Source organism: Streptomyces polyasparticus (genome assembly GCF_014493765.1).
Lineage (GTDB): Bacteria > Actinomycetota > Actinomycetes > Streptomycetales > Streptomycetaceae > Streptomyces > Streptomyces polyasparticus.
The window spans coordinates 261538-279897 of sequence record NZ_JACTVJ010000013.1 but is presented as its reverse complement, the minus strand read 5'-3'; the positions used below and the strand labels follow the sequence as shown (position 1 = coordinate 279897).

The following is an 18360-nucleotide window of genomic DNA, read 5'->3' as shown; positions in this document are numbered from 1 at the left end:
AAGGGACGAGCCGAGGAATCATCGGCCGAAGCATCTGAATCTCGGCCCTGCAGTGAGGCTAAGGTAAGGGCCCAAGCGTGACTGTGAGTTCAGACACCATGGGGATCGGGCCCTCGTCACTTGCGATGTCCGGATCCCCGTCACTTCCGATGTATGGGGGGCCATACGTGAAGGCGCTTGTGCTGTCCGGGGGAGCTGGCACACGCCTGCGCCCCATCACCCACACCTCGGCCAAGCAGCTCGTTCCCGTGGCCAACAAGCCGGTTCTCTTCTACGGCCTGGAAGCGATCGCCGATGCCGGTGTCACCGAGGTCGGCATCGTCGTCGGGGACACCGCCGACGAGATCCGAGCGGCCGTGGGAGACGGCTCGCGGTTCGGTCTCGAGGTCACCTACATCCCGCAGGACGCGCCCCTCGGCCTCGCCCATGCGGTGCGCATCGCCCAGGAATTCCTCGGTGACGAGGATTTCGTCATGTACCTGGGCGACAACTTCATCGTCGGAGGCATCACCGCCCTGGTCGACGAGTTCCGCGCCGAGCGGCCCGATGCGCAGATCCTGCTGACCAAGGTGCCCAACCCCACCTCGTTCGGCGTCGCGGAGCTCGGCGGCGACGGTTCGGTCGTGGGGCTCGAAGAGAAGCCGAAGAAGCCGAAGAGCGATCTCGCGCTCGTCGGTGTGTACCTGTTCACCCCGGCCATCCACGAGGCCGTACGTGCCATCAAGCCTTCCTGGCGCGGCGAGCTGGAGATCACGCACGCCATCCAGTGGCTGATCGACGGCAAGCGCGATGTGCGCTCCACGACGATCTCGGGCTACTGGAAGGACACCGGCAACGTCACCGACATGCTGGAGGTCAACCGGTCCGTCCTGGAGACCCTGGAGCCGCTGCAGGCCGGCAGCGTCGACGACGAGACCGAGATCATCGGGCGGGTGCGCGTCGAGGAGGGCGCGAAGGTCACCGGCAGCCGGATCGTCGGGCCCGTGGTGATCGGCGCGGGATCCGTGATCAGCGACGCGTACATCGGCCCGTTCACCTCCGTGTCCGAGGACTGCCGGATAGAGGACAGCGAGATCGAGTACTCGATCGTGCTCTCCGGCTCCTCGGTGACCGGCGTACGCCGGGTGGAGGCCTCGTTGATCGGGCGCGATGTCGAGGTGACACCCGCTCCGCGCAATCCGTCCGCCCACCGGCTCGTGCTCGGTGATCACAGCAAGGTGCAGATCTCTTCATGACCAGCAAGGCATCAGACGGCGCTGCGACCCGGATCCTCGTGACCGGCGGCGCCGGCTTCATCGGCTCCCACTACGTCCGTACGCTGCTCGGCCCGCACGGCCCCGGGAACGTGGCGATCACGGTCCTGGACAAGCTGACGTACGCGGGCAACCCGGCCAACCTCGACCAGGTGCGCGCGCATCCGGAGTTCTCCTTCGTCCAGGGCGACATCTGCGATCCCGCGCTGGTCGGCAGGCTGATGGCCGAGCACGACGAGGTGGTGCACTTCGCCGCCGAGTCGCACGTCGACCGTTCCATCGACGGCGGCGCCGAGTTCGTCCGTACGAACGTCGTGGGCACCCACACCCTCATCGACGCCGCCCACCGGGCCGGCATCAAGACCTTCGTGCACATCTCCACCGACGAGGTGTACGGCTCGATCGACGAGGGCTCCTGGCCCGAGACCCACCCGCTCGAGCCCAACTCGCCCTATTCCTCGGCGAAGGCGTCCAGCGACCTGATCGCGCTGTCGTACCACCGCACCCACGGTCTCGACGTACGGGTGACCCGCTGCTCCAACAACTACGGGCACCATCACTTCCCCGAGAAGGTCATCCCGCTGTTCATCACCAACCTGCTCGACGGCAAGAAGGTGCCGCTGTACGGCGACGGCGGCAATGTCCGCGACTGGCTGCACATCGACGACCATGTGCAGGGCATCGAGCTGGTGCGCACGGGCGGCCGCGCGGGGGAGGTCTACAACATCGGCGGCGGCACCGAGCTCTCCAACAAGGAGCTCACCCAGCTGCTCCTCGACGCGTGCGACGCCTCCTGGGAGAGCGTCGAGTACGTCGAGGACCGCAAGGGACACGACCGGCGCTACTCGGTCGACTGCACCAAGATCCGCGAGGAGCTGGGCTACGTGCCGCGCAAGGACTTCGCCACCGGCCTGGCGGAAACGGTGCAGTGGTACCGCGACAACCGTGCCTGGTGGGAGCCGCTCAAGGAGCGTGCGGCGCTGTGAGCGGCATACGCGGCTGGCTGGTGACGGGCGCGGGCGGGATGCTCGCGCGGGACGTCCTGGCCCGGCTCGCGGCGGCCGGAATCCCCGCCGTCGCTCTCGACCGCAGGAGCCTGGACATCTCCGACCCGGCCCGGGTCCGTGCGGCGTTCGATCGCCACCGTCCGGCCGTCGTGGTCAACTGCGCGGCCTGGACCGCGGTGGACGACGCGGAGAGCAAGGAGAGCGACGCGCTGCGCGTCAATGGTGAAGGGCCGCGCCAACTGGCCCTCGCCTGCCGCGAGTTCGACGCCGTACTGATGCAGGTGTCCACGGACTACGTCTTCTCCGGGGACGCCGTGCGGCCGTACGCCGAGGACGCTCCGACCGCACCCCGCAGCGCGTACGGCCGCACCAAGCTGGCCGGCGAACAGGCGGTCCTCACGACGCTTCCCGACAGCGGCTTCGTGGTCCGTACCGCCTGGCTGTACGGCGCCGGCGGCGGCAACTTCGTCCGTACGATGATCAAGCTCGAATCCGTCAAGGACACCCTCGACGTGGTCGACGACCAGCGGGGGCAGCCCACGTGGACCGTGGACCTGGCCGACCGGCTCGTCCGGCTGGGACAGGGCGCACTGGCGGGCACCGCTCCGGCCGGGGTCTATCACGGCACCAGCGGCGGCGAGACCACGTGGTGCGGCTTCGCTCAGGAGATCTTCCGGCTGCTCGGCGCCGATCCGGACCGGGTCCGCCCGACCACGAGCGCCGCGTTCGCCCGCCCGGCGCCCCGGCCCGCGTACAGCGTCCTCGCCCATGACCGCTGGCGGCAGGCCGGCATCGAACCGATACGCGACTGGTCCGAAGGGCTCGGCTCCGCGATGCCCGTGCTGCTCGCAGAGCCCCAGGAGGGGAATTCATGACCGTGAAGGTCAGCGTCATCATCCCGGTCTACAACGCGGGGTCGTACATCGACCGCCCGATCAACTCGATCCTGAAGCAGTCGCTGCCGCAGGACGAGCTCGAGGTGATCTTCGTCAACGACGGGTCGACCGACGATTCCGAGGAACGGCTCCAGGACCTGGCCGAGAAGACCGAGAACTTCCGGGTCTTCTCCATACCCAACTCGGGCTGGCCCGGGCGTCCTCGTAACGTCGGTGTCGCCAACGCGCGTGGTGAGTACGTGCACTTCGTCGACCAGGACGACGCCCTGGGCCCGAAGGCCCTGGAAGTCATGTACGACCGTGCGGTGCGCAGCCAGGCCGACATCGTCGTGGGCAAGGTGAAGGGCAACATGCGCGGCCCCATCCGCCTGTTCCGCGAGTCCGTCGAAGGCGTCGGGCCGGAGTTCGCCGAGCTGTACGAGACGCTGACCCCGCACAAGATGTTCCGGCGGCAGTTCCTGCTCGACAACGACATCACCTTCCAGGAAGGGCGCTGCCGCCTGGAGGACCAGATGTTCCTCGCGAAGGCCTTTCCGCTCGCCAAGAGCATCGCTGTCGTCGGCGATGTCGTCTGCTACGACTGGAGCAAGCGCGACGACGGCGACAACAACAGCAAGGGCAGGACCGAGCCGGCCGACTACTACCCGTGGCTCGCCAAAGCGGCGCAGATCGTCAAGGCCAACACGGCACCGGGACCGGTGCGCGACGCCTTCCTGAGGCGCAACTACCGGGTCGAGGTGCTGCGCAACTGCGCCACCCCCGGCTTCCTGCGCGGTGACGCCTTCCTCATGGAGCACTACCGGGCGGCCCGCAAGGTGGCGGTCGAGGAGTACACGGATTCGGTCCGCGAAGGGCTGCCGCCGCTGTGGCGCTTCCGCGCCGAACTGATGGAGGCCGACCGGGTCGAGGACCTGCGCAAGGTGGCCCTGCGCTTCCGCGATGTCGTCGGCGAGACCGAGTTCGCCGAACCGGCCCGCTGGCGGCAGGGTGTCCTCGTCGCGCCGTTCCGCGCCCGGCTGCGGTACGAGGACGGTGCCACGGTCAAGGTCAGGAAGGTGGACGACGGGTACGGCCTCGATCTCGCCCTCGTGCACGGGGTCGACGGCGGGCCCGAGTGGACCTTCGAGGACATCGAGAACCGCGCGACCGTGGACTTCCAGCTCCGTCAGCGCGGCAAGGCCCAGGCGTGGTTCGCGGACGTCGAATCGAAGCTGGTCGTCGCCGACGACGGGACCGTGGAGATCGAGGGCACCGTCCGTATCGACCCCGACACCGCCGCATGCGGCGGTCGGCTCCCGAAGGGTCTTTATGACGTGCATGTGAACGTCCAGTTGCTCGGGATCGAGCGGATGGCCCGTATCGAGGGCGGCCCGGCCAGTGCCCGGCTGCCCTGCGGCGGAGGGCGGTCGCGGCGCGAGCGGATCCAGACCGTCCCCTACTGGACGAAGGACGGCCGGCTCGCCCTCGACATCGGCGCGAACATGCACAGGGTGGCGGACAGGTTCGGCGGCTCACCCCACTCCACGTGGCGGAAAGTCGCCCGGAAGATCAAGCGCGTTTTCGCATCCTGACCGGAGGTACCGCTTCCTCATGAAACCCCTCTCCATCGAAGGCGCATGGGTCCACGAACCCCGGATGTTTCCGGACGAACGCGGCAGCTTTCACGAGTGGTTCCGCGGGTCGGACTTCCTGGCGAGTTCCGGGCACGGACTGTCCCTGGCCCAGGCCAACTGCTCCGTTTCCCGCCGCGGCACCCTGCGCGGTATCCACTTCGCCGATGTGCCGCCGAGCCAGGCCAAATACGTGAAATGCGTACGCGGCGCCGTGCTCGACGCCGTAGTGGACATACGGGTCGGCTCCGCGACATACGGTCAGTGGGAGCTGGTCAGGCTCGATGACGAAACGCATGCGTCCCTCTATTTGTCCGAAGGGCTCGGCCATGCCTTCCTGGCACTGACCGACGACGCGACGGTCGTATACCTCTGCTCCGAGGGCTACGCGCCCGGGCGGGAGCACGGCATCCATCCCCTCGATCCCGATCTCGGGATCGAATGGCCCCTGGATGTACCGCTGTTGCTGTCCGAGAAGGACGCCGCCGCTCCCTCGCTGGCCGACGCCGCGGCTCAGGGCCTGCTGCCTCGGCACGAGGACTGCGTCGCCTATCGTGCGAGCCTTCACAAGGCCGAAGTTACCAACAGGTAAGTGTTTACTCCCCGGTCAACTCCCGGCTAGCTTCCGGGGATCGGTTTCCCGTCAACTGCCAGTGAAGGGCGCCTTTTACGTGGATCGGCACGGTTTTCTCCGTCAGCTGCACAAGGTTTACCGCCCCCGAAATTATCTCGAGATAGGCGTCAACGACGGCCGGAGTCTGAGGCTGTCCCGAGTTCCCACGGTCGCCATCGATCCCGCATTCAAGGTGACATCCGAAGTCAGCTGCGATGTGCACCTGGTCAAAGCGACCAGCGACTCCTTCTTCGAGCGCAAGGACCCGTTGCTCCACCTGCGCAACGGACGCAATCCGTTCCGCGCACTCGCCCGCCGCGACCCGCTGAACCTTTTCGGCGGCGAGCCGCGTCTCGACATGTCGTTCATCGACGGCATGCATCTTTTCGAGTTCGCGCTGCGTGACTTCATGAACGTCGAGAAGCACTCGCGCTGGTCGAGCGTGATCGTCCTCGACGACATGCTGCCGCGCAACGTCGACGAGGCGGCCCGTGACCGCCACACCAGCATGTGGACCGGCGATGTGTTCCGTGTCGTGCAGGTGCTGCGGCGCTACCGTCCCGACCTGGTCGTGGTGGAGCTCGACACGAAGCCGACCGGTGTCGTCGCGGTGTTCGGGGCGGACCCGGCCAACACCGTCCTGAAGGACAACTACGACAAGATCATCGGGGAGTTCCGGGCCGATGACCCGCAGGACGTCCCGGAGGAGGTCCTGCAGCGGAAGAACGCGATCCCGGGCGAGACCCTGCTCGGCGCGGACTTCTGGCCGGCCCTGATCAGGGCCCGCAATCTGCGCCGCCCGCGTTCGGCGTTCACGCCGATCCGCCGCCGGATCGAAGCGGTCGTCGGCTGACATCTGTGCACCTCCAGTTCCCGGACCGGTGGACCCGGTCCGGGAACTGTCGTTTGTTCACGTGCGAACCCGGAGGCGATCCCATGCGGGAAAGACGCGGCGCTCTTCGTCGCTGGTTATCAGGAGCGGCCGCGCTGGCCATGGTGACGGGGCTGATGGCCTCCGGATCCGTGCAGGCAGCGGACGTACCGGCCAATGTCACGCCCCTCAACAGCCCTGCCGAGGCGGCCGAGCTCAGGCTGAAGGAGCGCAGAGTCTCCGCCACCACCCTTGCGGAGCTCGACTCGCGGCTCCCCAACGTCGGTGTGGCGGAGGTGCTGGCGAGCGCCAATCACCCTATGAGACCTGCCCGTTCGGGTGGCAGCTGTCTCCCGGACGAGATCAAGGCGCTGCCGGTCAACCCGCTTCCGGCTTCCGGCTATTGCTGGGACTCCGGCGACGATTACACACAACGCTGGCTGCCACAGGGGGTGACCTCCTCAGGTGACGCCGACAATGACGGCATGTGGGGCACCAGCAAGGTCATTCTCTCGGGCTGGAAGTCCAACGACTCGGTGTTCCAGAACTACTCGAACATGGCCGAGGCCGACCCCCACGGCCAGCATTTGGCGCGCGTGGCGTTCATCGACGCAAGCGACCCGGCAAACTTCCGGTACCGCTGGGTGCTCCTCGTCATCCCGACCGAAGGCGGTGCCAACTTCGCCAAAGCCGGTGTGCAGGTAGGAGGCATGGTCTGGTTCGGGGACAAGCTGATCGTCACGGCCAAGGGCGAAGACCCCAGTACCAACGCGCTGTACGTCTTCTCGATGCGGCACATCCTCCAGGCCACCGTGAACAGCGACGTGATCGGCCGGGTCTCCGGCGGCTACTCGGCCCACGGCTATCAGTACGTCATGCCGGCCATCGGCTCGTACGGGCTGAGTGCCAAGTGCGGAACGGATACGGGGATCACCTGCGCCGCGCATGTCTCCCTCGATCGCAGTGCCACGCCGGACCGCATCGTTCTGAACGAGTACCACCCCTCGGGCACTCCCAAGCTGGGCAAGCTGTGGAGCTACCGGCTGGCCCCGCCCTCGGCCGACGGGATGCCGCTGGTGACGGACTCCTCCGGCTTCGCCAACGTCACGGAGATGTTCCAGGCGGACATGGCCGGAGCGCAGGGGAGCCTCTCGTATCTGGACCCGGCGACGGGGAAGAGGTCCTGGTACCTGCCGAGACATCGGGGCGGAATCGGTCAGTGGGGTGTCTACCAGCGGCGAGACGCGGACGGTGTCACCACGACGAGCTGCTCGGGGCACGAGGCCAATGCACCCACGGCGTGCTGGGCCGCGAAATCGCAAGGACTCTCCCTTTGGTGGAGCACGAAGACCGTGTGGAGCCAGACCGAGTGGGCGGCCAGCCGTGTGAAGGACGACGATCCCAAGAACGACTGGGTGGACGAGACCGTGAGCGGTTGGCGGGACAAGGTCATCCCCGAGCGGGTGCTCTTCTCGGTCCCGCTGTCCCGGATGCCCTGACCAGCGGGTATCCCGGGTGCCTTGACCAGCAGGTATGCAGATGATGTCGAACGGGGTGGGTGTACGTGCGCAAGGCGGATTCCGACGGTGAGCAGAGTGACGGGCCGAGCCGGCGCCGGCTGCTCAGAGCCGGCGCCCGGCTGACAGCCGTGGCCGCGGTGGGTTCCGCGGTGTCGTGGGGCGGCATGGGGACGGCGAACGCCGCGTTGCCCGCGTCCAAGCACTTCAATCTGCCGGGCGCCGGGGGCAACCCGGTCTGGCGGGCCACGCTCCAGGAGCAGAACTGGGCGATGCAGTCGTTCGCCTACGACAACGTCAACCAGAACATCTACTTCGTGCAGCACCGGATCGGCACGCTCGCCGGACACAACGGCGACCTGTGGATCACCCGGACCGATCTGTCGGGGAAGAAGCTGGGGTCGATGACCGTGCACGGCTTCGGCCACGGCTCGTCGGTGGGCGTGGAGCCCGTGGGGGCCGGATCGGCTCCGTATCTCTGGCTGGAGGGATACGACTCCAACGACAACGGAGCGGGTGAGAGGCTCTCGCGTTTCCGGTTCGTCAACGGGCAGGTCCTTGAGAAGACCGACCCGTCGATCCAGGACCGCACGCCGACCATCTCCAGCTTCGCCAAGCTCCCGCGTCCGGCGATCGACCCATACACGAACCGGCTTCTCATCCGCTACGCGACCCAGGAGCCCGCGGACCGGGTGTGGCGCATCGTGGTGTTCGACATGGCGGACGCGAAGGCCGGCAGGCTGAGCGACGGGTATCGCCTCGCGGAACGTGCGATCCCGACCAATGCCGAGCTCGGGCTGAGCGACAGCGATCTGTTCCAGGGCATCACGCTCTGCGGCCAGTACGCCTACCTCTACTTCGGCGGTCCCAGCAGGCCCTCGTACCTCGTCAGACTCGATATGAACAAGACCGGCAGCTCGTACGACGAGAAGTTCCTCACCCAGGCGGGCGAGTCGCTGCCGGGCCGTGAGGCGCAGGGGATCGCGATCTGGATGTCCGGGGGAGCGCCGCGGCTGGCCTTCGGATATTCGTCGAAGACCCAGGCGAGCCCGGAGAACATCCTGGACGCCAGTGTCTTCTACAAGAGCGAGTTCGTCAGCTGAGGTGGCCGGGCCGGGCCCTCGCCAGGGCCCGGTTTGACCCCCTGACCGGCGGACCGTAACCTAGACCGTCGGCGTGTTCCTTGCGCGCCATGACCTCGTAAACCCTTTTCCTTCCCGTCCTTCAGCTTCATGAAGGGCGCCGGAAGCCTCCCGGTCTCGTTTCCCCGGGGGAGGCCGTCCGCCTGGCGGGCGGCTGGACTGCGAGGACCCGCTTCGAGTCAGAGAGAGTGAGATCCGCGTGTACGCCATCGTGCGCAGCGGTGGTCGCCAGCACAAGGTTGCTGTGGGCGACATCGTTGAGGTTGACAAGATTTCCACTGCCAAGGTCGGCGACACGGTCGAGCTCTCGACCCTGCTGCTGGTCGACGGCGAGTCCGTGACCAGCGACCCGTGGGTGCTGGCCGGCATCAAGGTCCAGGCTGAGATCGTGGACCACCACAAGGGCGCGAAGATCGACATCCTTCGCTACAAGAACAAGACCGGCTACCGCCGTCGTCAGGGCCACCGCCAGCAGTACACGGCGATCAAGGTCACTGAGATCCCCACGGCTGCGAAGTAAGGGACTGAGGAGAGATGGCACACAAGAAGGGCGCATCGTCCACTCGGAACGGTCGCGATTCCAATGCTCAGCGGCTCGGCGTGAAGCGCTTCGGCGGTCAGGTCGTCAACGCCGGTGAGATCCTGGTCCGCCAGCGCGGCACCCACTTCCACCCGGGCACGGGCGTCGGTCGCGGTGGCGACGACACCCTGTTCGCCCTGCAGGCCGGTGCGGTGCAGTTCGGCACCCACCGTGGCCGCAAGGTCGTGAACATCGTTCCGGCTGCCTGAGCAATCAGCGCACCGTAGAGCGCCTGAGCGATCAGGACTCATAGAGCGAACTGTCGAAGGCGGGCCTCCTTCCCCTGGTGGGAAGCAGGTCCGCCTTTGACGTGTTAGAGCTAAGACATTCCGTACGTATCTGGAGGCACTGAACCATGACCACCTTCGTGGACCGCGTCGAGCTGCACATCGCCGCGGGTAGCGGGGGCCACGGCTGTGCCTCCGTACACCGGGAGAAGTTCAAGCCGCTCGGCGGCCCGGACGGCGGCAACGGCGGCCGTGGCGGCGATGTGATCCTCACGGTCGACCAGTCCGTGACCACGCTGCTCGAGTACCACCACAGCCCGCACCGCAAGGCCACCAACGGCCAGCCGGGCGCCGGCGACCACCGGACCGGCAAGGAGGGCCAGGACCTCGTCCTGCTCGTGCCGGACGGCACCGTCGTCCTCGACAAGCAGGGCAATGTCCTCGCCGACCTCGTCGGCCACGGCACCTCCTACGTCGCTGCCCAGGGCGGCCGCGGCGGCCTCGGCAACGCCGCGCTCGCGTCCGCGCGCCGCAAGGCCCCCGGCTTCGCGCTGCTCGGCGAGCCCGGCGATGCCGGCGACATCGTGCTCGAGCTCAAGACGGTCGCGGATGTCGCGCTCGTCGGCTACCCGAGCGCCGGCAAGTCCTCGCTGATCTCGGTGCTCTCCGCCGCCAAGCCGAAGATCGCCGACTACCCCTTCACCACCCTGGTGCCCAACCTCGGTGTGGTGACGGCCGGTTCGACCGTCTACACCATCGCCGACGTGCCCGGTCTGATCCCGGGCGCCAGCCAGGGCAAGGGCCTGGGCCTGGAGTTCCTGCGGCACGTCGAGCGCTGCTCGGTGCTCGTGCACGTCCTGGACACCGCCACGCTCGAGTCCGAGCGCGACCCGGTCTCCGACCTCGACATCATCGAGGAGGAGCTCAAGCAGTACGGCGGGCTCGACGACCGGCCCCGCATGGTCGTCCTCAACAAGATCGACATCCCGGACGGCAAGGACCTCGCCGACATGGTCCGCCCGGACCTGGAGGCCCGCGGCTACCGCGTCTTCGAGGTGTCCGCCGTCGCGCGTACGGGTCTGAAGGAGCTGTCCTTCGCGCTGGCCGAGGTGGTCGCCGAGGCCCGTGCCGCCAAGCCCGTCGAGGAGGCCACGCGGATCGTGATCCGGCCGAAGGCCGTGGACGACTCGGGCTTCACCGTGAAGCGCGAGGAGGTCGAGGGCGAGCCGGTCTACCGCGTGCGCGGCGAGAAGCCGGAGCGCTGGATCCGCCAGACCGACTTCAACAACGACGAGGCCGTCGGCTACCTGGCCGACCGCCTCAACCGCCTCGGTGTCGAGGACCAGCTGATGAAGGCGGGCGCCCGGGCGGGCGACGCCGTGGCGATCGGCCCCGAGGACAACGCGGTCGTCTTCGACTTCGAGCCCTCCATGATGAGCGGTGCGGAGATGCTGGGGCGGCGTGGTGAGGACCACCGCTTCGACGCGCCCCGGCCCGCGGCCCAGCGGCGGTCGGACAAGCAGGCGGCTCGGGATGAGGCGCAGGCGGAGTTCGACGACTTCGAGGCGTTCTAGTCCCTACGCAGTGGGCGGACCGGGTCGTTTTCGGACTCGGTCCGCCCGCTTCTTGCGTCTGGAGGCGGGTCGCCTGACCGGGCCGCGCCGGTGTGCGTATCCGTGGGTGCTGCGCCCACCCGTGCCGCCCTGCGGCACGACTGCCCGCAGCGACGGGATCAGGGGGACGTCGGGGGCAGTCCCCGATGTGCCCCAGGGCCGCCCGGCGCGACGATCGGGGCATGATCGCGTCTCGTCGGCACAGCCACCTGCTCGCCCCCGTCGTATGGACCGCCGTCGTCCTCGCCGTGACCGCGGCGCTGTGGGCGCCGTCCGTCAACGATCCCGGGCTCAGCCCGCTGGAGCTGACCGTCAGCGACTTCGCCGCGCTGGACCGCGGGGGCCCGATCGAGACCACGATGGGCCTGCTCGGCCTGGTCTCCCTGGTGCTGCTCGCCGCGGCGAGGGCGCGCGGTGTTCCCGTACGGGGACTGCCGTCCGTCCTACTCGCTGTGTGGGGCGCCGGGCTCCTCGTCGCCGCCCTGGTGCCGACCGATCCGCTGACCACCGAGCTGAGCGGACCGGCGTACGTGCACCGCTACGCCTCCGTCGCGGCCTTCGTCGCCCTGCCCGCCGCCGCACTGCTCCTGAGCCGGCGCCTGCGCGGCGTCCCGTACGCGCAGGGCACCGCGCGGCTGCTGCGGATCCTGGCCTGGGCCGCGCTGGCGGGTGCCGTCGGGATGGCCTGCTCGGCGGGACCCGGCGGCCGTGAGCTCATCGGTCTCGTGGAGCGGCTGCTGCTCGGCTGCGAGGTCGCGACGGTGGGGGTGCTCGGGCGGTATGTGCAGCGGCGGACACCATCGGGCGAGATGGGACTTGCCGCCTGACGGAGTTCGGCCGGTCCCGGCTTGGAAGTCGATTCGCCGGTTCTCCCGCCGCGAGTTCCTTCACCCCTTCAGGACGGGCGCGTTCAGCTGCCGGTCCGAGTGTTTCGCTGCTCCGGGAACTGTCATGGGCGTGATGGATTCCGTCCAGGCGGTGGTGCGTCCCGGGAGGAAGCCTCCCGGGGCCCAAAAGGCCATGCAGGAAAGGAAGTTGTCCGATGGGCGAAGCGAACGCGGGGCCTGGGGCAATGCGCCGGCGTCGTCTTCCGGTCACCGCAGGTGCGGCCCTCGGTGCCTCGGTTCTGCCCGCACCGCTTGCCGGCCCGCCGGAGCCTGATCGCCTCGCAGATCGTGAGCGCGGAATTCGCTCGTATACGAAATCCCGTGGTGCTCTCGGGTGACTGCCATCTCGCCATGATCGGTGATCTGAAGCGTGACTTCGCGAACCGGATTCGGCGGTGATCGGCACCGAATTCGTCGGCACATCCATTTCCGCCGGTGGAGACAGGGATATGGAGACCTTCCACCGTATGCGGGGTCCGTCGAAGACGGATTACTCGCACGAGGAAATGGTCGGCTCCCTTCGCGGAAACCACTTGCTCACCGTCCGTCGCGGCGGCCTCGATGCGGAAGTTCGCGTTCCCGGCCGCCGTGTTGCAGAAGGAACCGCCTTCGCGCCCGCCGGTCCGCTTCCCTGTGGCGGCCGGAGTGCCCGGAGCGCGGAGGGAAGCCTGACGGCGGCGGCGCCGGACCGGGGCCGGGACTTCCGGCCCTGGTCACTGGCTGTGGGCGGGATCACAATAGTGAATGTCCGAAAGGTGGAGTTCGTCACGTCAGGTCATGGCCGAATAGCTGTTGAATCCCTTGAAAACAAGGTGAACAAGGGGTTGCGGTCGGCCGGTGCGCCGATGGCCATCGCCTTGCAAGGCGTAAACCCGGAGTGAGAGCATCTCTTGGTCTCCTGTCGCCCCGAGGTAGGTAGCCCGTGTCCGAGCACATAGTCAAAACCCGCACCACTGCCGTGATCCTGGCAGGCGGTACGGGTCAGAGGGTTGGCCTGGCCATCCCCAAGCAGCTGCTGAAGGTTGCCGGCAAGGCGGTCATCGAGCACACCCTGACCATCTTCGAGCAGGCGGAGTCCATCGACGACATCATCGTCCTGATGGCCCCGGGCTATGTGTCCGACGTCGAGAAGATCGTGGCCAAGGCCGGCCTGACCAAGGTCACGAAGATCATCGAAGGCGGCGAGACCCGCAACGAGACCACCGAGCGCGCCATCGCCGCACTCGGCGAGGGCCTGGCCGAGGGCGAGGACCGCAACGTCCTCTTCCACGACGCCGTGCGCCCGCTCCTGTCGCAGCGTGTGATCAGCGACTGCGTGACCGCCCTCGAGCGCTACCAGGCGGTCGACGTGGCGATCCCCTCGGCGGACACGATCATCGTCACGCGGACCCACGGCGAGGACGGCGAGTTCATCACCGACGTCCCGGACCGCTCCCGGCTGCGCCGCGGTCAGACGCCGCAGGCCTTCAAGCTCTCCACCATCCGCAAGGCCTACGAGATCGCGGCGGGCGACCCGAACTTCCAGGCCACCGACGACTGCTCGGTCGTACTGCGCTACCTGCCGGACGTGCCGATCCACGTCGTGGCGGGTGACGAGTACAACATGAAGGTGACCCAGCCGGTAGACGTCTTCATCGCGGACAAGCTCTTCCAGCTCGCCTCGACGGCCGCGCCCCAGCAGGCGGACGAGGAGGCCTACCGCGGCCTGCTCACCGGCAAGACCCTCGTGGTCTTCGGCGGCTCGTACGGCATCGGCGCGGACATCGCGAAGGTGGCCGAGGGCTACGGCGCGAAGGTCTTCCCCTTCGGCCGCTCCAGCACCGGCACCCACGTCGAGAACCCGGAGCACGTGGACGACGCGCTGTCGCAGGCGTACTCCGAGACCGGCCGTATCGACTACGTGATCAACACGGCCGGCGTGCTGCGCATCGGCCGCCTCGACGAGGCGGACAACGCCACCATCGAGGAAGCGCTGAAGGTCAACTACCTCGCGCCGGTGCAGATCGCGCGCTCCTCGTACAAGTACCTGTCCGAGACCAACGGCCAGCTGCTCCTGTTCACGTCCAGCAGCTACACGCGCGGCCGTGCCGAGTACAGCCTCTACTCGTCCACCAAGGCGGCCATGGTCAACCTGACCCAGGCCCTCTCCGACGAGTGGGCCGGCGACGGCATCCGCGTCAACTGCATCAACCCGGAACGCACGGCGACTCCGATGCGCACCCAGGCCTTCGGGCAGGAGCCGGCCGGCACCCTGCTCACCTCGGACGCGGTCGCCCGCGCCTCCCTCGACGTGCTCGTCTCCGCCATGACGGGCCACGTCATCGACGTACGCCAGCAGGACCCGACCCGTGGCGCCGCCACTGCGTCGGGCTTCGAGGCGGCGCTCGCCGCCGTCCTCGACCGCCAGGAAGACCTGTAGCACCGCCGGACGTGTCACACGGGCCCTTGAAGTGCCACGATCGGTGCTTCAAGGGCCTGCCCACGTCAGGCACGCGGGATGCGGCAAGCGCCCCGTTCACGAGCAAGACGGACACAAGCCCTCAGGAGTACGTTCCGTGATTTCCACCGCCATCCGCGTAGCCAGGGTGGGCAGCTTCTCCGAACTGGTCGCCGCGGCCCTCATGGGCCTGGGCCATGCCCTCCTGGTGCTGTTCGCGCTGCTGCCGAGCCTGGAAGGGTTCGTGGTGGCGGCCGCGGTCACCTACGTGGCGGACCACTACCTGCACCAGCGCGGCAGTTACCTGATCAACCGCCTCACCAAGGTGCGCGCGGGCCTGTCCATCCGCTTCCTGCTGCGTGAACTCACCCTCGTCCTGCTGCTTGTCAGGATGGACCTGGGTGACGGTCCGGTCTATCTGGCGATCGCCTGCTTCCTGTTCTTCTACGCGTTCCAGGCGCTGCACGGCGCACTGGTCACGCTCATCAACAACCGCCGCAGGCTGCCCGTCGTCACCCGGAACGTGGACCTCTCCCGGATCCGGATCCCGGACGCGCCGCCGGCGTGGCTGCTCAACTCCTCCGCCCGCAAGGTGCTCCACCTCGACCTTGCGGCGTTCATCGGTCTGCTCGTCTCGGCGGTGACCGAGTCGCTCGTCTACGGGGCGATCGGTACCGCGGTCACGTTCGTGTTCGCCTTCGCGTACACCGCCGTGCTGTCCACCTTCCTGCGCGGATCGAAGATCCCCCCGTCGGCGAACACCGTCCTGGACCGCGTCGACGACTGGCTGCGCGAGTACCGGCCGGAGACCGTGCTGTACTTCTCGGGCTCCAAGGACTCCGCGTACCAGGTCAACATGTGGCTCGAGACCATGGAGAACCTGGACACCCGCCCGCTGATCATCCTGCGCGAGCGGGTCATCCTGCAGAACCTCGCCCCGACCTCCGTGCCGGTCATCTGCGTGCCGGGCGGTGTGCACCTGATGAACATGGACCTGTCCACGGTGCGCGTGGCGCTCTACGCGGCCAATGTCGGCAAGAACATCCATCTGCTTCGCGTACCGACGATGAAGCACGTGTTCATCGGCCACGGCGACAGCGACAAGCTCGCCAGCGTCAACCCGTACAGCAAGGTCTACGACGAGGTGTGGACGGCGGGCCGGGCCGGCCGCGACCGCTACGCCATCGCCGACGTCGGCGTGCTCGACCAGGACATCGTCGAGGTGGGCCGCCCGCAGCTGGCGCCGATCAGGACCGCACAGGGCGCCTGGCAGCCGGAGTCCGAGGGCGACTGCCCGACGGTGCTCTACGCCCCCACCTGGGAGGGCTGGGACGACAACCCCGGCAACACCTCGCTGATCCTCGCCGGTGAGAACATCGTGCGCGGTCTGCTGTCCGCCGAGCCGCCGGTCCGTGTGGTCTACAAGCCGCACCCCTTCACCGGCACCCGCAGCCGTCAGGCGGCCACCGCGCACCAGCGCATCTCCGCGATGGTGGAGAAGGCCGCCGCGGACCGCGCCGCGGACCCCCGGTGGACGGTGGACACCGCGGCCCAGGAGCGGGCCCGCGCCGAGCTCGGCCGGGTCGAGGCGCGGCTTGCCGCGCTGGGCACGGGGACCGACGACGACAAGGACGAGGCGGTCGCCTCCCGTGACGGCGTCGCCGACCCGCAGCGCGAGGCCGAGCTCAGGAAGCTGAAGCAGGAGTGGAACGAGGCGTACTGGCGCACTCTTCCGGTCTGGGAGCACAAGATCGTCACGGGTGCCGAGCCGCGCCTGTACGACTGCTTCAACGAGGCGGACGGCATGGTCTCGGACATCTCCAGCGTGGTGTCCGACTTCATCGCGAGCGGCAAGCCCTATGCGGTGACCGACTCCGCGGAACTGGGCGAGGAGGAGTTCAAGCGGCGCAACACCGCGGTGCGCGCCGCCGTGATCCTCGACAACGGGGCGGCCGGGCTCGGCGACCTGCTCGCCGCGATCCGTGACGACGCCGCCGATCCGCTGGCGGACGCCCGTCGCGAGCTCAGGGAGTATCTGCTCGGCCCCGACTCCCCGCCGTCGATCGACCGCTTCAACGCGGCGGTCAAGACCCTGGCCGCGGGCTCCCAGGTCCGCAACGAGAGGCAGCTGGCCGCGATGTCGGGCGAGCTGCACGGCATCCCCGGGCAGCGGGCCGTGACGGAGCAGAAGGACGGTCAGGTACCCGCCTGACCCCGTCCCGCGCACGCGCGGCCGATCCCTCCGGAAAGAGTCCGGTTCCCCAGCTCGGCGCTGGGGGGCCGGACTTTTCTGTGAGCAGGCTCACGAGGAAAACGTAGATCCTGGAGGAACGCGGACGGTCCCTACGAGGTCTGAACATATGACCGCAAGTTCAGCGAACAGGGGAAGTCTGTGCCGGAACCGGACGTAACCATTGTTGTCGGTGCCTACCAGGCAATGCCGTACCTGGTGGACTGCCTCAAGTCCGTCGAGGCCCAGACGCTGGGTGCGGACCGCATGGAGATCGTCGCCGTCGACGACGGGTCCACCGACGGCACCGGCGCATATCTCGACGAGTTCGCGGCGGCTTCCCCGATTCCGACCCGGGTCATTCACCAGGAGAACTCCGGCGGGCCGAGCGGTCCGCGCAATGTGGGACTCGCCGAGGCCCGCGGCCGCTACGTGTTCTTCCTGGACGCCGACGACTACTTCGGCCCCGAGGCGCTGGAGCGCATGGTCGCGATGGGCGACCGGAACGGGACCGATGTGGTGCTCGGCAAGGTCGTCGGGGTCAACCGCGGTGCGCCCAAGTCGATGTGGCGCCGGTCCCTCGACCGCACCGACGTGTTCTCGTCGAACATCAAGTTCACGCTCAGCGCCCAGAAGCTGTTCCGCCGCGAACTGCTCGTACGCCACGGCATGCGCTTCGACGAGTCCCTGAAGACCGGCGAGGACGCGCTGTTCACGATGGAGGCCTACCTCCGCGCCGACGGTGTCTCGGTCGTCGCCGACTACGTCTGCTACCACCTCGTCGGACGCACCGACGGCGTGCACGTGACGAAGAGCGGCAGCTACACCCTGCGGTTCGACTCGGCGCGCGCCCTGATGAAGCTCATCGAGGAGCATGTGCCCGCCGGCTCCCGGCGTGACTCGCTCATGATCCGTCCCTTCCTGATCACGCTGCTTCCGCAGTTCGGGCCCGGTTTCCTCAAGCAGAGCGCCGAGGTCCGCCGGCACAAGCTGGAGCTGGCCGAGCCGCTGCTCGACGCGTACTGGTCCGAGGGCGTCTCGCGCCGGATGAAGGTCCACGAGCGGCTGCGGCTGCACCTCGTGGCCGAAGGGCGCGAGGATCTGCTGTGCGATGTGCTGGAGTTCCTGCGGGACAAGAGGACCCCGGAGGTGTTCGGCGGCCGCGATGGGCGGACGTATCTGGGCTATCCGCACTTCCGTGACGGTGACGCCGGCGTGCCCGACCGCTACTACGCGGTGACGACGAAGGAAATGGTGCCGGCCGACCGGATCCAGTGGCCCACGAGCAGCCGCGCCCGCATCGTCCGGGGCCTGCGCCGCAGCGCCGGGGCCGTGCTGCGGCGTACCGTGCGCCGGCCCGCGCGTCCCGTGAGCGTCCCGGCCGTGCGGGCCGCCGCGCCGCCCGCGCCCCCTGTGGACGAGGCGCCCAAGCAGCTGGCGGCCTGAACCGCACCTGACGGCCGAACCGCCCGTGCCC

16 protein-coding genes are annotated in these 18360 nt (G+C 68.3%); all 16 read left to right on the top strand.

Annotated features, from left to right (window positions below):
• The first annotated feature begins 167 nt into the window (after positions 1–167).
• The 16 genes from H9Y04_RS27530 to H9Y04_RS27455 all read left to right on the top strand — a co-directional run bounded on the left by H9Y04_RS27530 (position 168) and on the right by H9Y04_RS27455 (position 18329).
• Positions 168–1235 carry a glucose-1-phosphate thymidylyltransferase gene (locus tag H9Y04_RS27530; protein WP_187816733.1) on the top strand — a complete coding sequence of 356 codons (1068 nt, stop codon included), beginning with the start codon at positions 168–170 and terminating at the stop codon, positions 1233–1235.
• A complete protein-coding gene (gene rfbB, locus H9Y04_RS27525) occupies positions 1232–2239 on the top strand; it encodes a dTDP-glucose 4,6-dehydratase (protein WP_187816732.1) in 1008 nt (335 codons plus the stop codon). The genes H9Y04_RS27530 and rfbB overlap by 4 nt, the downstream gene beginning before the upstream one ends.
• Positions 2236–3135, top strand: coding sequence for a dTDP-4-dehydrorhamnose reductase (gene rfbD / locus H9Y04_RS27520; RefSeq protein WP_187816731.1), 900 nt, complete (start codon positions 2236–2238; stop codon positions 3133–3135). The genes rfbB and rfbD overlap by 4 nt, the downstream gene beginning before the upstream one ends.
• Complete coding sequence (locus H9Y04_RS27515; RefSeq protein WP_187816730.1) at positions 3132–4727, top strand: glycosyltransferase family 2 protein; 1596 nt, start codon at positions 3132–3134, stop codon at positions 4725–4727. The genes rfbD and H9Y04_RS27515 overlap by 4 nt, the downstream gene beginning before the upstream one ends.
• Positions 4728–4746: 19 nt before the next feature.
• A complete protein-coding gene (gene rfbC / locus H9Y04_RS27510; RefSeq protein WP_187816729.1) occupies positions 4747–5358 on the top strand; it encodes a dTDP-4-dehydrorhamnose 3,5-epimerase in 612 nt (203 codons plus the stop codon).
• A gap of 79 nt (positions 5359–5437) precedes the next feature.
• Positions 5438–6232 carry a class I SAM-dependent methyltransferase gene (locus H9Y04_RS27505; protein WP_187816728.1) on the top strand — a complete coding sequence of 265 codons (795 nt, stop codon included), beginning with the start codon at positions 5438–5440 and terminating at the stop codon, positions 6230–6232.
• 83 nt (positions 6233–6315) lie between these two features.
• Complete coding sequence (locus H9Y04_RS27500; RefSeq protein ID WP_187816727.1) at positions 6316–7749, top strand: hypothetical protein; 1434 nt, start codon at positions 6316–6318, stop codon at positions 7747–7749.
• A 65-nt stretch (positions 7750–7814) separates the two neighbouring features.
• On the top strand, positions 7815–8870 hold the full coding sequence (locus tag H9Y04_RS27495) for a phage baseplate protein (RefSeq protein ID WP_308801125.1): 1056 nt from the start codon (positions 7815–7817) through the stop codon (positions 8868–8870).
• A 238-nt stretch (positions 8871–9108) separates the two neighbouring features.
• A complete protein-coding gene (gene rplU / locus H9Y04_RS27490; protein WP_187816726.1) occupies positions 9109–9429 on the top strand; it encodes a 50S ribosomal protein L21 in 321 nt (106 codons plus the stop codon).
• A 14-nt stretch (positions 9430–9443) separates the two neighbouring features.
• On the top strand, positions 9444–9698 hold the full coding sequence (rpmA, locus tag H9Y04_RS27485; protein WP_093613107.1) for a 50S ribosomal protein L27: 255 nt from the start codon (positions 9444–9446) through the stop codon (positions 9696–9698).
• A 146-nt stretch (positions 9699–9844) separates the two neighbouring features.
• Positions 9845–11290, top strand: coding sequence for a GTPase ObgE (gene obgE / locus H9Y04_RS27480; protein ID WP_187816725.1), 1446 nt, complete (start codon positions 9845–9847; stop codon positions 11288–11290).
• A gap of 221 nt (positions 11291–11511) precedes the next feature.
• Positions 11512–12156, top strand: a complete 645-nt coding sequence (locus H9Y04_RS27475; RefSeq protein WP_187816724.1) for a DUF998 domain-containing protein — start codon at positions 11512–11514, stop codon at positions 12154–12156.
• A gap of 455 nt (positions 12157–12611) precedes the next feature.
• Positions 12612–13097, top strand: a complete 486-nt coding sequence (locus H9Y04_RS27470) for a hypothetical protein (protein WP_187816723.1) — start codon at positions 12612–12614, stop codon at positions 13095–13097.
• A gap of 41 nt (positions 13098–13138) precedes the next feature.
• Positions 13139–14635 carry a bifunctional cytidylyltransferase/SDR family oxidoreductase gene (locus H9Y04_RS27465; RefSeq protein ID WP_187816722.1) on the top strand — a complete coding sequence of 499 codons (1497 nt, stop codon included), beginning with the start codon at positions 13139–13141 and terminating at the stop codon, positions 14633–14635.
• A 136-nt stretch (positions 14636–14771) separates the two neighbouring features.
• Complete coding sequence (locus H9Y04_RS27460) at positions 14772–16865, top strand: hypothetical protein (RefSeq protein WP_308801124.1); 2094 nt, start codon at positions 14772–14774, stop codon at positions 16863–16865.
• 225 nt (positions 16866–17090) lie between these two features.
• Positions 17091–18329, top strand: a complete 1239-nt coding sequence (locus H9Y04_RS27455) for a glycosyltransferase family 2 protein (protein WP_187816721.1) — start codon at positions 17091–17093, stop codon at positions 18327–18329.
• Positions 18330–18360 lie beyond the last annotated feature (31 nt).